We start from the raw sequence: 17,145 nt of genomic DNA, 5'->3' as shown, positions 1-17,145 counted from the left end.
TGATTTCATGAAAAAAATAATATTGAATAGCTTGATTGTCACTTTAATGGGCCTTACTCAACAGGCGATGGCTATGACAGCCTTAGACGATGAGGCTTTATCGGCAGTTGATGCACAGGCATTATTAAATTTGGAAAATGCTTATGATTCATCACAAGGGATTAACTTCCATAAGCTAAGTATTGAAGCTTTAATGGAATTGAACATTAATATCAAAACTTTGCAGCTCGGTTGTGGTGGAACTAATAACAGTATTGGGAATACCAATGGTTGTGATATTGATATTTCTAACTTGGCTTTGAGTGGCTTAAATACCAGCCTTGATGATAAAGGTAACCCTGTCTTTTCAGACGACCGTGCTAATACCAGTGCCAGTGTGAGTAATCCCTTTGTTGAGTTTGCAATTAAAAATGGTGGAAGTGCCTCTACCCGAGAAGTGGTCGGTTTCCGTCTAGGTGCAGATAAAATTGTTGGACTCTTAACCATGGGAACTGACAACGTTGAAAATCCGAATGATGGCCTCAAAAGTTTTAGTGGTTATATGAAAATGGCGCAAACCACTGGTGAGTCTGTTACAAAAGCGGGAACCTTTGGTATTGCAAATGATGAAAAAATCTCAGGGAATCTAAAGGCTTTAGGACAAACACGTACTTTCACCAGTAAGCCAGGTGCTGATGGCCATACCGGGATTACAGTGCCTTCCATGCGGGTAGACTTTACTATGCCAGAAACTGTCGTGACTGGGCAACGCTTAAAGTCAGCGACTGTAAGTAATATCCGTTCTACTATTGCTTCGATTCCATTAGCAAAGGCTTTAACGGGTTCAACTTTGCCAAATGATGTGATTGGTACACCAGATTTTTCAAAAGATAAGCTGTATGTAGAGTTTGATCCATTAATTGGACTTCTTAATTTAGGAACACATTCTTTCTTTCAAATGGGTGCTGGTTCAAGTCTGGATAACCTGAATATGGACATCACCTTTGTTCAGGCTCTAAATATGATCCATAATATTCCATTAAATGGTACAGGCGGTTATTTGTCTTTACAGAGTCAGAATGTGCATTGGCAAGGTGCGGACGCGGCTGATATTGCCAAACCAGGTTGGTGGCTATCTTTTAAAGACCCGATTCAACTGGGTGTATTAAAAACTACAGATGAAGTTGATATTTCATTCGTGTTACCTCAGGTAGCAACTGCTATTTCTGAATTTCTTTTACGACCTGAAAACTTGATCGATGTCAGTGTGGGTGAGGCTCTAGGGTCTCTGGCGAATGTCGCGGTGGTACGTAAATTGAATATTGATGTAGGTAAATTTACTAACTATGTAGATGGTACTCCTGCAACTTTAACCTTAATGGATAAGCTGCTACAGAACCAGAATGTGACCTCAAACTGCTTTGGCGGACATAAGTTCTGCTAATTCAGACATATAAAAAATCCCGCTCTAGGCGGGATTTTTTATTGATTCAGAAAAAATTATTTAGCAATTTTGCCAGTAGTTCTTCTTTCGAAAGATTTACTGATTCTGCATCACGGCGACCTTTATATTCAAAAGTACCTGCATCCAGACCTTTTTCACCAATCACAATGCGATGTGGAATACCAGTCAATTCAAGATCAGAGAATTTCACACCTGGACGTTCATTACGGTCATCAAGCAGTACGTCAAAACCAGCAGCTTGCAGTTCTGCATATAAGCTTTCAGCACCTTCTAAAGTGCGAGGTGATTTATGCGCATTCATTGGCACAATTGCTATTTCAAATGGAGCGATCGCAGCCGGCCAGATGATGCCTTTTTCATCGTAATTCTGTTCAATTGCAGATGCTACGACACGTGTCACACCAATACCATAACAACCCATGGTTACAGTGAATGGTTTGCCATCCTCACCTAAGACCTTACAACCTAAAGCTTCAGAATATTTTTTGCCTAACTGGAAGATATGACCCACTTCGATACCACGTTTGATTTGAAGTGTACCTTTGCCATCTGGAGAAGGATCGCCTTCAACCACATTACGCAGGTCATAAACTTCGCTAAACTGCGCATCACGTTCCCAGTTCACGCCAGTTGCGTGCTTGTCTGCTTCATTTGCACCCGCGACGAAGTCAGAAAGTACAGAAGCAGCACGGTCAACAATCACTGTTAGGCCTTTTTCTACTAAACCTTGTGGACCTACAAAACCAGCAGTCAAACCTAGTTCAGCAAGTTGAGCTTCAGTAGCAAAAGCCAAAGGCGCAGCAATTTTTGGATGCTTTTCGGCTTTAATTTCATTCAGTTCATGGTCACCACGAAGGAACAGGGCAACGACAGGAGCTGCTTTACCTTCTTCAGCTGCAACGCCTTGAACCAGTAATGCCTTCACTGAATGTGCAGGGTCAGTGCCAAGGAAGCTTGATACATCAGCAATCGTTTTTTGATTTGGGGTATCAACCACTTTCAGTTCTTGAGTTGGAGCAGCACGATCGCCCACCAGAATCGCTTCAGCCATTTCGATGTTAGCCGCATAATCAGATTCAGTTGAGAATGCGATATCATCTTCACCACTTGAAGCCAAGACGTGGAATTCGTGTGAACCTGAACCACCGATTGAACCGGTATCCGCTTGTACTGGACGGAAATCCAGACCTAAACGGGTAAAGATCTTGCAGTACGCTTCGTACATTTTATCGTAAGTTTCTTGCAGAGATTCCTGATCCGCATGGAAAGAGTAAGCATCTTTCATGATGAATTCACGTGAGCGCATTACACCAAAACGAGGACGGATTTCATCTCGGAACTTGGTTTGAACCTGGTAGAAGTTTGCAGGCAATTGTTTGTAACTTTTTAGCTCATTACGTGCCAGATCAGTGATCACTTCTTCGTGTGTTGGACCAAGCACAAAGTCATTGGTATGACGATCTTTAAAACGTAATAGTTCAGGACCGTATTGCACATAACGACCAGATTCTTCCCAAAGAGAAGCTGGTTGAGTCACAGGCATCAAGACTTCGAGTGAACCCGCGTTATTCATTTCTTCGCGAACGATCGCTGCAACTTTATTTAATACGCGAACGCCCATCGGCAGCCAGGTGTACAAACCTGAAGCCAACTTACGAATCATACCGGCACGAAGCATCAGCTGATGTGAAATAACTTCAGCATCGTTCGGGGTTTCTCTCAACGTTGCAAATAAAAAGCGACTCGCGCGCATGGAAACTGTCCTAAAAAATTAAGCGTTAAAGCAGAGATTATACAATAAAAAATGAGGTGAACATTCGTGAATGTCACCTCATTGTGATGGTTTAAATTATGCCATGATTTTACGGGCTTGGCGCAGCATAAAATTCTTAAGGTCATCCAAATAAGTGAAAATCACTGGAACCACGACCAATGTCAGCAGGGTGGAGGTAATTACCCCGCCGATCACGGCATGTGCCATCGGTGCACTTTGTTCACCACCTTCACCTAAGCCCAGAGCGAGCGGCACCATTCCCATGACCATGGCACTGGTGGTCATCAGAATTGGACGTAAACGGGTTTTGCCGGCATTCAGAATCGCATCATAACGGGCTTCACCCCGATCCATGGCTTTCTTGATGAAGTCGATAAGCAGAATCGCATTTTTGGTTACCAGACCCATCAGCATAATAATCCCGATAATCGAAAACAGGTTCATGGTCGAATTAAACAGGAACAGCGCCAGGAATACACCAATTAATGACAAAGGTAATGAAGCCATAATGGCAGCAGGATGAATAAAGCTGTTGAACTGTGAACCCAGCACAATATAAATAAATACAATCGACAGGGTAATCGCAGTCAACGCATAACCAGCGGATTCTGCCATATCTGCATTGGCACCTTGGGTATCAAAACTATAACCCGGTGGCATGTCGAAATTATCCTGAAGTCTGCTAATGTCAGTACCGATGTCACCTGCAGGGCGTCCAGAGGTATTTGCTTCAACCAGCACCTCACGCGCCAGGTCACGACGATTAATTTGAGAAGCTCCCAGTTTTTCCTCAAAATTAGCAACGCTAGAAAGCGGGATCAAAATCGGCTGATTATTGCCATCCATTTTAGATGAAGTGATATACATATTTTGCAGATCGCTCGGCAGGGTGCGCCGGTCTTCGGTCAGGCGTAAGTTAACATCATAAGTTTCACCTTTTTCATCCTGCCACGTGGTGACATCATCGCCGGCAATCAATGGGCGAACTACATTGGCAATTTGATTGACTGACAAACCAAGATCACTGGCCAGAACGCGATTGATCTGTACACCTAAGGTCGGTTTTGGCTCTTTGAGGGATGTTTCCAGATCGACGATGCCATCAATTTTAGCCATCTCGACCATAAAGCGATCGGAAATCTTTTGTAGTTCATTCAAATCAGGGCCCTTGATTGAGATCATAATCGGCTTTTGACCACCCGATACGGTTTCATCCGCGGAAGCAACTGAGGTAATGGTAATGCCGCCCACAGATTGTAAACGTTGACGGAATTCATTATTGAGATCATTCAAGCTTTTCTCACGTTCAGTCCGCGGAGTTACAGTGACACGTAAGCTGACATGATTTTTACCGCGATCGGTCACACCATTAATTACGCCATAAGTTGCACGTACATCAGGATGCTGACGTACGATTTTATCGACCTGTTGCAGTTTGGCTTGTGAATATTCCAGTGAAGCATCGACTGGGGTTTCAAACTTGATCCGGATTTCACCCTTATCCGGGACAGGTACAAACTCGGTACCAATCAGTTTCGAGAGTGCTAAAGCGCCAAACAGAGATGCCACTGCAATCACAATGGTAATGAACCTAAAGCGTAAAGCCAGTTTCAATAGCTTTTCATAAACATGACTTAAATTGTCTAATTTGCCTGAAATCCAGTTAAAGAAGCGTTTGATTCGGCCCGGCTTTTTATTGGGATCTTTTTTCTTTTCTGCCCAATGTGCAGATAGCATTGGATCCAGAGTAAAACTGACAAACATGGAAATCAGAACGGCGGTACTCACCGTCACACCGAACTGATAAAAGAAACGCCCAATAATTCCACCCATAAAGGCAACAGGCAAGAAGACCGCGACGATTGTCAATGTTGTTGCCAGAACAGCAAGACCAATTTCTTTGGTTCCGTCCAGTGCAGCAGTGACATGGTCTTTACCCATATCGGTATGCCGTACGATATTTTCCCGTACTACAATTGCATCATCAATCAGCAAACCGATACTTAAAGACAGGGCCAATAAGGTCATCATGTTAATACTGAAACCAAAAGCCCAGATAAAGGTCAAAGTTCCGAGCAAAGCGATCGGTAAAGTGAGGCCAGTAATGACCGTTGAGCGGAAAGAACCTAAAAATAACAGAACAATTAGGACAGCAAGAACTGCACCTTCGATAATGGTACGCGCCACATCACCAATGGTGCCGCGGATGCTTTTTGAAGAATCTACCACAACTTTTAAGGTGGTTCCTTGTGGCAGTTGGGATTTGAGGCTTTCAAGGGTTTTGTAAGTACTGTCTACAACTTCAATGACATTAGAATCAGAGCTACGCAGGATGTCAACTGCAACTGCAGCTTTACCATCCAGAAATGCACCAGTTTCAAGTTCTGCCTGGCTATCTTCAATTTCTGCGACCTGTTTCAGAAAGATCGGTGCACCATTTTTATTGGCAATCACCAAATCGCCAAAGGCGAGGGGATGTAGCACTTTGGAATTGATCTCAATCACCAGTTCCGAGTTGCCAGATTTTAATGTACCGCCCGGAACTTCGATATTTTCAGATTTCAGAGTATTAATGACGCTATCCACGCCGATACCAAAAGCTTGCAGTTTCTGGGGTTCAACCTGAATGCGAATCTGGCGCTGTGCATCACCAAGAAGGTTGACTGTACCTACTCCCGGAACAGTTCGTAGTTGTGGAACAATGCGCTGATCCAGATAGGAACTCAGTGCCTTTAAATCCATATTGTCGGACTCAAATACGATCGACATGATTGCATTGGCAGTCGGATCATAACGCTCGACAACCGGTTCCTGAATTTCATCACGGAATTCGGCGGTGACTGAGGCAATTTTGTCACGGACATCCTGTGCCGCCATGGTAGAAGGAACTTCCAGATTGAATTCGGCCGTAATCATCGACAGGCCTTCACTGGATTGTGAAATTACCTGTTTTAAACCAGAAATAGTATTGATCTGGTCTTCAAGTTTTTTGGTAATTTCCGATTCAACGGTTTCTGGAGAAGCGCCTGGATAGCTGGTATAAATCACCACAAAGGGAAAGTCGACATCCGGAAATTCTTCTACACCCATGCGCTGCCAGGAAGCTAGTCCAAGCACCATCAAACAGAACATCATCATAATGGTGAAGACGGGATACTTCACACTAATTCGGGTAAACCACATATTAATGATCCTGTCTGATTAGTTGGAACGCAGTGTCACTGGCTTGTTGAGATCTGCCTCAGTAAATGGAATGCGACTGACCTGATCACCTGTCTCCAGACCCTGGATCACTGCAGTATTCTGGTTATAGCGCTGTTCCAGAACCTGAACATTCACTTTAATAATTTTGTTCTGGCGAATAACCCAGACATAAGGTTTATTCTGGATATCCTGAACGGTATCGAGGGGAATAATCTGACCAGAAACTTGTTGAGAACTCAGAATATTGCCTTCAACAAAAGAGCCAATACTTAAAGAGGGAATACTTTCATTCGGTCTGGCGAAGAATTCAATCTGCCGACTGGCCTGATCGGCAATTGGAGACACCCGGCTAATAGCAGCGGTATACGTATTTGGATTGCCCTGAATCTGATATTCAATTTTGCTGCCTAAACGCAGACTGGCCTGCATCTCACTCGGGACACGGGCCTGAATTTCCAGTTGATTTGGATTTACGATTTCAAACAGGGTTTGTCCGATCGCCACGGTTTGACCGGGCTCAACCTGACGCTGAGTGATCACGCCACTAATCGGGCTAGTGATAATGCCATCACGATCGGCTTTTACGGCAATATCGACATTGGCTTGCTGTGCGCGGACATTTTCAACCTGGGCCTGATAGTCAACCTGGCTTTGCTCATATTCAACTTTAGAGATAAAGCCTTGGTCGAGCAGACGCTTTTTGCGCTGCATCATGTTGCGCGCCTGATTAGCCTGTGCCTGGGTAGATGCCAGATTGGCACGGGCCTGAGCCAGACGTGCGGCATTATCCTGATTATTTAAGCGAACCAGTACCTGACCTTTAGCTACATTGTCACCGACCTGAGCATTAACACTGGTGGCAGTGGCAGAAACCTGCGCCTGAATACTGCTTTGGTTGACTGCGCGAATAGTACCGGTAAATGCGGATTTCTGGATTGAAGTACCTGTCTTTACGGCAACCAGATCCTGAGGAATCAGTTCAATTGTTTTTGGACTTTCGGCTTGCGGTGTAGATTCATTTTTATTGCAGCCGCTTAGAAAAAGACTTAAGCAAAGTGCACTCATCATCAATACAGAGCGCGAAGAAGAGGTCTTTGAAATATGAAAATGCTGTGCAAATGGCATATTAATCCTTTTCACTTGTGGTCGTTTAAAGCAACAACAAGTTATTTGTGTTTATTCAAGTGCTTTTAAACGGGCAATAATTCTGTCGTATTCCGCTTCCATATTTCGATAGCGAGTTTGTAAAGATTGAATATTTTCTTTTTGAGAAATCAGGTTTTTCTGGTTGTTTTCAAGGTTGGCTTTTAAAGAGGCCGGGGGATTATTGCCTTTACGTAAATATTCACGTTCTTGGCGTACAAACATGACCCGGTCTTGCTGCAACTGTTTCATCTGCTCTTGCTGAAAGGCAATCTGTTTCTTCAGTTGGCTCAGACTTTCATTCTTTTTCTGTAGAGCAACATGGCTATTGGTATAGGCACGTTTCAGCTTTTGATCTTCTGCGATGCGCTGGGCTTGCTGGGCACGTTGCGGCGCCTGTTTAATATCTTTATCGACATTATAAGGACGTGCACGTTTAATGACCTGCATATTCTGGTCAAGTGCCTCATAGCCATAGCGGATATGGTTGGGGGTAACGTTAGTGCTGATATTGGCCACGCCTTTATTATCATAATAGCGATACCAGGTGGCTTTTGGTGGCTGGTTAGTTGAGGCATATGAAATGGTGACCTGAAGAAAAAGTGTCACTGCAAATATGAATTGGCCAGTCATTTTATTTTTATCAATGAAAGCAAGTTTTTCTGAAAACTGACTCATCATTGGCTCCCCAATTGAAAGTTGACTAAATTACTTATTTTAAAGTAATAATAATGCTATATTAGACTCAAACTCACGAATTAAAAACTACCGTCAGTCAAAAAAAAAGCAATGACAAAATAAAAATGTGAAATGGTTGATGAAATCCGCTATTTTTGCACACTTGTGTAGAAAATGTTCATTGATAATACAAGTGGATTTGTGTTAAAAATGTTTATCGATCGTAATAAAATAATCCTATGAGCCTTATGGCGCATCGTTTCTAAAATGGGAAGGGTCAAAATGGACGATAAATTCCAAAATCTAAAAGTTATGGTCATTGATGACTCAAAGACCATTCGTCGTACAGCAGAAACTCTTCTACAGCGCGAAGGATATGAAGTCGTGACTGCGGTAGATGGTTTTGAAGCTTTATCAAAAATCGCAGAAGCCAATCCAGATATCGTATTTGTAGACATCATGATGCCTCGTCTAGATGGTTATCAAACTTGTGCGTTGATTAAAAACTCTCAAAATTATCAGAATATTCCTGTGATTATGCTTTCGAGTAAAGATGGCTTATTTGATCAGGCCAAAGGTCGTGTTGTTGGTTCGGATGAATACTTGACTAAACCTTTCAGTAAAGATGAATTGCTTAATGCAATCCGTAACCATATTAGTGCTTAATAATTGATTTTTTAGGGGAATTGGCATGGCGCGTATCTTAATCGTAGATGACTCACCGACAGAAACATTCCGTTTTAGAGAGATTCTTTCTAAACATGGCTTTGAGGTGATTGAAGCATCCAATGGTGCAGATGGGGTAACCATGGCTCAGGCTGAGTTGCCAGATCTGGTATTGATGGATGTGGTCATGCCAGGCGTGAATGGCTTCCAGGCAACACGTCAAATCGCACGTGGTGCAACCACCAAGCATATTCCGATTGTAATTGTAAGTACCAAAGATCAGGCCACTGACCGCGTTTGGGGTAAACGTCAGGGTGCCGCAGATTATCTTACAAAACCGGTAGATGAAAAACAGTTGATTGAAGTGATTAAGCACCACCTCAACGCAGGATAAGCTCTATGGCAGCAAATGGATTTATCGAATTGCTTCGCATTGCGAAACGGGGAAATAAAAACTACGTTTCTAATGAAAATGAAGTCAACCGATGGTCAGGCATTGCTTTTGAGATGATGGGGCAATATTTTGTTGCCCCGCTGGGGGAAGTATCCGAAGTGATCTATCCTCCAAAATATACGCTAGTTCCTAATACTCAATCATGGGTGTTAGGATTGGCCAATATTCGGGGAAGGTTATTATCAGTTTCTGATTTGACTCAATATGTATCAGGACAGAGTAGCCAGTTTTCACCGACTCAAAAAGTATTATGTATTCACCATAATGACCAATATGTCGGTTTGGTCGTTGATCAAGTTTTGGGTATACAACATTTTAATAAGAAAAGTTTTTTTTCTAAAACTACTGAATTGGATAATAACTTACAAGAATACTGTCAGGGATTTTTCCACCAGCATAACCAGCAATGGCATGTGTTCTTATTCAGTCGTCTGTTGCAAAATCCAAAATTTATGAACGCATCTATAAAATTTATAAATTAAACGTCGCGCACGAAAGTAATAAAGACGTAAATCGGGGAGAGGCTGCATGGGCTTTAAACTTAAAAAGAAAAATACAGGTGAAGGTAGCCGCAAAAGTGGCAATACTTTTTTATCCAAGATTCAATCACAAACAGACCAGTTGTCACGTGTATTTGGTGATAGTGAAAAGTCTAAACCGTTTATTTATGGCGCAGCCGGCTGTCTGTTAGCGGCAACCATCACTTTATTGTATCTTTTCTACAGTGTGCCACGTGCTAACCAGCTGACACAAAGTCTGGGTGATTTACGTCTGCTTTCACAAACCATTTCTCGTCAGGCGACTGAAGCAACGGCTTCTGGTACACCTGAAGCGATGAAAAAACTGACAGATTCTCAAAAAGCTTTTGCGGAAAACCTTGAGATTGTAAAAAATATTCATTCCAATAATGAGGCACTGCAAGCAGTAGATAAACAGTGGACAGAAGTGTCTTCTAGTATTGACCTGATTGCATCGCAACAAAAAATCATTAACCAGTTATATGACACCAACATCGCAATTGGTGAAGCCATACCGGGGATTCAGGCTGAATATAACTTGATGGTCGACCAGATGGCGCGTCAAGACATGCCGTCTAACCAGGTGGTCATTGCGAAAAACCAGGTATTCATTGCGGAACGTATTTTACGTTCGATCAGCTTGGTATTGACTGGTAACGACGGTTCACGTGAATCAGCGGACGACTTCAGTGCCGATACCGAAACTTTCGGTTCATACTTAAATGCACAGTTAAACGGTTCTGCTGAACTGGGTGTACAACGTATTACTGATCCAAACCTGCGCGAGTCTCTGGAAGGCATCAAAGCGGAATATGATGATGTACTTCAATCAGCATCTGCGACAATCCTGAAAAACTCTGCGCAAATCGTAAAAGTACGTCAGGCATCTGCGTCAATTTTCTCGCAATCGGATGCCCTGCTAGATAACCTAAACAAACTGTCTGGTAACTCTGGTCTGAAAACAATCGTTCCAGCGGTACTGTTAATTCTGTTATTGATCGGCTTCCTACTGTGTGTATTCCGCCTGTTAACCCTACGTGGTGCATCGGACAAACAGCGTGTAACCCGTCTTCAAGAAGAATATGACCGTAACCAGAATGCGATTTTACGTTTACTAGACGAGATTGCCGACCTTGCGGATGGTGACTTACGTTCATATGCAACAGTATCGGAAGACTTTACCGGTGCGATCGCCGACTCGATTAACTTCGCGATCGACCAGTTACGTGACTTGGTATCTCGTATTACCGAAACTTCTCAGGAAGTTGCGCAATATACAGCGACAACTCAAAGCATTACCAACCAGTTAGCTGAAGCATCTGAACACCAGGCACAAGAGATTGCGGGTGCATCTGCTGCGATTAACGAAATGGCAATGTCCATTGACCAGGTATCTGCCAACGCGGAAGAATCTGCAGTCGTTGCGGAACGTTCAGTACAAATTGCTGCAAATGGTGCAGACGTTGTACACCGTTCTATTGAAGGTATGGATACGATTCGTGAACAGATTCAGGAAACCTCTAAACGTATTAAACGTCTGGGTGAATCTTCACAAGAAATTGGTAACATCGTAGCCCTGATTAACGATATTGCCGACCAAACCAACATCCTGGCTTTGAACGCAGCGATTCAGGCGTCGATGGCGGGTGAAGCTGGTCGTGGTTTCGCCGTGGTAGCGGATGAGGTCCAGCGTCTTGCGGAACGTTCTGCATCTGCAACTAAACAGATTGAAGGCCTGGTAAAAACCATTCAAACGGATACCAACGAAGCCGTAATTTCAATGGAACAAACCACAGCTGAAGTTGTACGTGGTGCGAACCTGTCTAAAGATGCTGGTGTGGCACTGGATGAGATTCAAACGGTATCGAATAACCTGGCAAAACTGATTGCGAACATTTCCGATGCTGCGAAACTTCAGTCTGCATCTGCGGGTCATATTGCGACCACGATGAATGTCGTACAGGAAATTACTTCACAAACTACGAGTGCAACCTTCGATACAGCACGTTCGGTATCTGAATTGGCGAACATGGCCGATGCATTACGTGAATCTGTATCTGACTTTAAACTACCAGAATAAAGTCAGAAAGTATGAGGGGAGTGTGCCTTAACCTAGGTTGAGGCACATTCAGAAATACAGATAAAGCCTCGACAAGATGGACTTGACTACATAAGGTTAGGTCTCGCGTGACGGTCACAATTAAGTTTGAGCGCCCTTCTTGGCGGCACAACGTAAGAAGCATTAGCTATGAAAGAAATATTAAAAAATTTAGTTGAAACGACAACGCTTCCTGAAGACAGTTATCTTGATCAAGATGCAGAAATTCTTGAAATTTTTGTCGAGGAAATCGAAGAGATTTTCGTTGAGTTAAATGCTTTATTTCCAGAATGGTTGAGTGATCCGGCTCATCAGGAAAACCTGAAAACCATTCGCCGCCATTTTCATACCCTGAAAGGTTCAGGCCGTATGGTGGGGGCTAAATCTGCGGGTGAAATTGCTTGGGCAGTGGAAGATACCTTAAATCGGGTACTTTCAGGTTCAATCCAGTTAACGCCTACGATTCAACAGTATGCCAAAGCTGTACTGAATATTTACCAGTTTACTTTATATCCAAAATTCAAACAGGTGCAGGAACTCGATGTTGACCTGCGTCCAGTCGTGCTTTTAGGTCAGCAATTACAACAACAAATGACACCTGAGCCGGCTTTAGAAGAACTCTTGCAACTGGCAGACAGTCTGACTGCCGAAGGCCAGATCACAGGTCTTGAGCTAGGTGATTCGGCTGAAGATCAAGATATAATTGCAGCAATAGAAATAAGCACAACAGAATTTGAGCTTGAAAAAGCCGAAACTGAAGATGCTGCACGCAGTGATGTAGAAGAAACCGTAGCAATCTTTATCGAGGAAGCCGAAGAGCATCTCGAAACGATTGCCAAGTTCCTGCATAGCGAAAATGAAAAAGTGCAGGATTATAATGCATTGATTCGTGCTATTCATACTTTGCGCGGCAGTTCGTCCATGGCACAGATCGAAGAAATCTTCGAGGCTAGCTCTAAAGTAGAACATCTGTTTAAAACACTGCTTCAGGATGAAATTGCATCCACTTCAAAAGAAACTGCTGTATTAATTCAGTATGCTGAATTTGTCAGCGACTATCTGCATTTGTTACGTCAGGGTGATAGCAGCAAACTGGCAGCAGTGTATGCGAATTTTGAGCGTGTCTGGAATGATTATGGCTTCGCAGCCACTGAAGCGGAAACAGTTGAAACCCAAGGTCTGGTAACCAAGCTGGTTGAACTGGAGATTGACCTGTTACTGGATGCCGAGTTTGAATTCGATAAACGCGCTAAAGTCGATTATCCAGAATATATTCAGGCTTTAAGCGAGCAGGCTGCCGAGCTGCTTGCACATACAGATAACCGTGCCGCACTGGGTATTCATGAGTTTACGACAGATTTAAAATCTGCCTATGATGCCTTACTAGAAAAACCGGTACTGCTGAACAGCGATTATGCCTATGAGCTGTTTGCCCAGGCACATCAGGAATTCATTCATTTATTCGATACCCTGGCAGCAGGCCAGCGTGTCATTTTAAATGATGATACGCAAAAAACCTTGAGTGAACTTGCTGCATTCGTACAGCAGGATCTGGAAATCTTTGCCGAAGACAATGTCCCTGCTGAGCAAGTATCAGAAGAAATTTCTATTCCTGAAGCTGCAACCACAGCCAGCATTGACTTTGCTGCTTTAAGTCAGCGTATTGCCTCTGACCGCCAGTACATCGACAGCGCAGAAACTCAGCGTGATTTCGATGAGGATCTACTGAATATCTTCCTGGAAGAAGCGGATGAATTACTGGTAGGTATTGATGAAGATCTGAATACCTGGAGTAAAAAGCAGGATGATACGACTTCACTTAACAATCTGATGCGTCATTTGCACACCTTGAAGGGCGGTGCAAACATGATTACCGCTTCTCATATCGGTTCGATTTCGCACGAACTGGAAAGTATTTATGAGCGAATCATCCGTCAGCAGATTGCAGTAACGCCTGCTCTGATTCAAATCATTCGTCTGGTGCAAGATAACGTTTCTGACCGTATCCAGTCGATCCGTGATGAAGGTATCGATTATCCAGCGGTTGAAGCAATTTCGATTCTGCAAAATATTCAGGCATTGGTGGCTGGTCAAGCTGTTGCGGCTCCGGTAGAAGCATCAATTCCTGTTGTCGAGTTTGAATATGCAGGAGCTACTACTGAATCTGAAGAGACAGCAGATGAAGCACCGGAAGAGATTGCATCAAAAAACACAAGTTCAGATCTAGAACCAACTCTAAACTTAGAAGATAAACAAGTTGAGCTTACTGAAACAGAAACTTTGACTGAGCCCGTTGAGGTTGTAGCAGAAGAACGTTCTGAAGAAGATGAACTGAAGTCGATTGTTGAAGAAACCTTCCTGGAAGAATCAGAAGAGATTCTCGACAATACCGAAAAACTGCTGAACCAATGGTTTGATCAACGTAGTGACCGTAGCTTATTGCTTCAATTACAACGTGCTGCCCACAGTATCAAGGGTGGTGCGCGCATGATTGAAAACGAACAGGTGGCCAGCATTGCGTATGAACTGGAAACCACATTCGAACAGTTTGCGGTATATCACTTTAACTCGAATGCTTATGATGGCTTGCTGCAAAAAACACTGGCCTGGTTAAGACAAGCTATCTTCCAGCGTGACTATAGCAATTTTGAACAGATCCAAAGCAGTCTGAAAAAGATTGCTTATGTGGATGTTACTGCGCAGCTGCCGGAACGTCTGGCTAAAACAGAAACGCTGGTCACTGAAAATAGCTTCGAGTTTGTCGAAGGTGATGGTACTGAGCCACCACGTATGATGGGTGAGTGGGTCGATACCGGTAATACCGATACCAGCCACGAGATGATCCGTATCTCTGCTGATCTGGTTGAGAAGATGATTGACCTGTCAGGTGAGAATGCGATTAACCGTTCGCGTATCGAGATGGACTTAGGCCAACTTGGCAATACCCTGAACGAGATGGAACTGGCAATCAAGCGTCTGGCGGATCAGTTGCGCCGAATGGAAGGTGAGCTGGAATCACAGATTATTGCCAAACACGGTTCAGACAACTCGCGCTATGCAGACTTTGACCCGCTGGAAATGGACCAATATTCGTCACTGAACCAGTTGTCCAAGTCGCTTGCGGAATCTGCTTCGGACTTGGTTGACTTCAAGAGCACTCTATCTGACAAGATTCGTGAAACTGAAGGTTTGTTATTACAACAATCACGGATTCAGGCCGAGATTCAGGAAAGCCTGATGCGTACCCGTCTGGTACCGTTTGATCGGATGTTGCCACGTTTACAACGTATCGTACGTCAGACTTCTTCGACCTTAAACCGTCCAGCTGAACTGATTGTTCAAAATAGTGAAGGTGAATTAGACCGTAATATTCTGGAGCGTCTGGTAACGCCATTCGAGCATATGCTGCGTAATGCGATTGACCATGGTTTGGAAGATACAGCAGATCGTATTGCCTTGAACAAACCAGAAGTCGGTTCAATCCTGTTAAATATCAGCCGTCAGGGTACAGATGTCATCGTCTCATTTAGTGATGATGGTAAAGGTATCGATGCTGAGAAGATTCGTGAGAAAGCACTGAGCCAAGGCCTGATCAAAGAAGATCAGACGCTGGATTCGGAAGAGCTACTGCAATTCATTTTCCATCCAGGCTTCAGTACTGCTAAATCTGTAACCCAGATTTCAGGTCGTGGCGTCGGACTGGATGTAGTACAAAGCGAGATCAAGTCGCTGGGCGGTCACGTATCTGTCAGCTCTGAAGTAGGCAAAGGTACAACCTTCACCATTCGCGTACCGACGACTGTAGCAGTTAGCGATGCCTTGATGGTAAAAGTGGGCGATCAACAATATGCCGTTTCTCTGGCACAAATCGACCGTATTGTACGTATTGCACCATCTACTCTGGAAACTTATTTCAACAGTAAAGACGATTTCTTCAAGATTGATGGCGTTAATTACAAATTGCGTTACCTGTCTGAGTTCGTATCGAATCAGCCAATTCCACGTCTGAATAATGTGGCGCATTCACTGCCAGTATTACTGATTAAAGGCAACAGTGGTCAAACCATTGCCTTGTTAGTCGATCAACTTGTCGGTTCACGTGCACAGATCGTGGTGAAACCAATTGGCCACCAGTTCGCCAATATTGGTGTAGTGACCGGTGCGACGATTCTTGGTGATGGTCAGGTCTGTCTGATTCTAGATGGTCAGAATATTGCCCGTCAGATCCATGGTACGCAGCGTGTCAAACACATGCAGGATCAACGTGATGGTTCACGTTCTGGCAATGCTCGCCGTCTGGTAATGATCGTGGATGACTCGGTGACTGTTCGTAAGGTGACCTCGCGTCTGCTTGAGCGTCAGGGCTATGATATTGTCACCGCCAAAGATGGTGTGGATGCGATTGAACAGCTTGAAAATGTCCGTCCGGATCTGATGTTGCTGGATATTGAAATGCCACGTATGGATGGTTTCGAGGTCACGAACCTGGTCCGTCACCACGATATTCACCGCGACTTGCCAATTATCATGATTACTTCACGTACGGGTGAAAAACACCGTGAACGTGCTTTCAGTCTGGGCGTAACCCACTACATGGGTAAACCGTTCCAGGAAGCTGAATTACTGGCGAATATTCAACAGTTAATTGCTGAAAAACAGGGGTTATAAATGAGTCAGAATACGACTAATGCCAAAATGGCTGATCAGATTAGCCAGCAGGAACTTCAGCATTTAATTACGGTATCTACCGGATTTATTGATGCTTATATCATTGACTGTCACGGCAAAGATCCAATGCTGTTACCACAAAATATTGTCCTGTCTGCACTGGATAGTGATACCCAGGTTAAAGTGGTTGAATGGCATGATGCGCAATTACCGGTTTATGCAGTTAATGATCCAACACGTAAAAGTGGTGTGGCGCTGGTGATTGAAGGAGATGAGGTGCATCAGCGTTTTGCCCTGATGTGCAATGAAATGCCGAAAACCATTCGTCTGCGTATTTCTGAGGTGGTTGATGCCGATCAGCAAGTGACTGACCCAGCAGTATTCCAGTATGTACGTATGGGGGATCAGTTATTTCACATCCCGCAAATGAGCCATATCCAGTCTTCAATTGGTCTATAATTCTTTTGAATGTATAAAAAAAGGAACTCATAAGAGTTC

Annotated in this window: 11 protein-coding genes; 7 read left to right on the top strand and 4 right to left on the bottom strand. The window is 43.7% G+C overall.

What is annotated here, in order from left to right; genetic code table 11:
- The first annotated feature begins 7 nt into the window (after positions 1-7).
- Complete coding sequence (locus tag ACWM1W_RS11945; RefSeq protein ID WP_104425850.1) at positions 8-1,423, top strand: hypothetical protein; 1,416 nt, start codon at positions 8-10, stop codon at positions 1,421-1,423.
- Between the two features lie 46 nt (positions 1,424-1,469).
- Here the strand turns inward: ACWM1W_RS11945 and ACWM1W_RS11940 are convergent, their stop codons facing one another.
- The 4 genes from ACWM1W_RS11940 to ACWM1W_RS11925 all read right to left on the bottom strand — a co-directional run bounded on the left by ACWM1W_RS11940 (position 1,470) and on the right by ACWM1W_RS11925 (position 8,243).
- Entirely contained in the window at positions 1,470-3,197 is a 1,728-nt protein-coding gene (locus tag ACWM1W_RS11940) for a proline--tRNA ligase (RefSeq protein ID WP_461603260.1), read from the bottom strand.
- 96 nt (positions 3,198-3,293) lie between these two features.
- Positions 3,294-6,401, bottom strand: coding sequence for an efflux RND transporter permease subunit (locus tag ACWM1W_RS11935; RefSeq protein ID WP_175968041.1), 3,108 nt, complete (start codon positions 6,399-6,401; stop codon positions 3,294-3,296).
- 18 nt (positions 6,402-6,419) lie between these two features.
- On the bottom strand, positions 6,420-7,547 hold the full coding sequence (locus ACWM1W_RS11930) for an efflux RND transporter periplasmic adaptor subunit (protein ID WP_262477553.1): 1,128 nt from the start codon (positions 7,545-7,547) through the stop codon (positions 6,420-6,422).
- Positions 7,548-7,598: 51 nt separating this feature from the next.
- Positions 7,599-8,243 (bottom strand): hypothetical protein, encoded by a 645-nt coding sequence (locus tag ACWM1W_RS11925; RefSeq protein ID WP_034170199.1) that lies wholly within the window; start codon positions 8,241-8,243, stop codon positions 7,599-7,601.
- A gap of 282 nt (positions 8,244-8,525) precedes the next feature.
- On the opposite strand from ACWM1W_RS11925, the gene pilG reads away from it, so the two are divergent.
- From pilG to ACWM1W_RS11895, 6 genes are all read left to right on the top strand, one after another.
- Positions 8,526-8,909, top strand: a complete 384-nt coding sequence (gene pilG, locus ACWM1W_RS11920) for a twitching motility response regulator PilG (RefSeq protein WP_004784987.1) — start codon at positions 8,526-8,528, stop codon at positions 8,907-8,909.
- A gap of 25 nt (positions 8,910-8,934) precedes the next feature.
- On the top strand, positions 8,935-9,303 hold the full coding sequence (locus ACWM1W_RS11915; protein WP_004784985.1) for a response regulator: 369 nt from the start codon (positions 8,935-8,937) through the stop codon (positions 9,301-9,303).
- Between the two features lie 5 nt (positions 9,304-9,308).
- Positions 9,309-9,845: a chemotaxis protein CheW gene (locus tag ACWM1W_RS11910; RefSeq protein ID WP_004784984.1), complete on the top strand. Its 537-nt coding sequence runs from the start codon at positions 9,309-9,311 to the stop codon at positions 9,843-9,845.
- Between the two features lie 46 nt (positions 9,846-9,891).
- Positions 9,892-11,961: a methyl-accepting chemotaxis protein gene (locus ACWM1W_RS11905; RefSeq protein WP_005236998.1), complete on the top strand. Its 2,070-nt coding sequence runs from the start codon at positions 9,892-9,894 to the stop codon at positions 11,959-11,961.
- A 168-nt stretch (positions 11,962-12,129) separates the two neighbouring features.
- Complete coding sequence (locus tag ACWM1W_RS11900) at positions 12,130-16,647, top strand: hybrid sensor histidine kinase/response regulator (RefSeq protein WP_262477554.1); 4,518 nt, start codon at positions 12,130-12,132, stop codon at positions 16,645-16,647.
- Complete coding sequence (locus tag ACWM1W_RS11895; RefSeq protein WP_175968033.1) at positions 16,648-17,106, top strand: hypothetical protein; 459 nt, start codon at positions 16,648-16,650, stop codon at positions 17,104-17,106.
- The last annotated feature ends 39 nt before the right edge of the window (positions 17,107-17,145 follow it).

This window comes from Acinetobacter sp. TW_SC_4, assembly GCF_054861205.1.
This window is presented reverse-complemented; position numbering and strand designations above follow the sequence as displayed.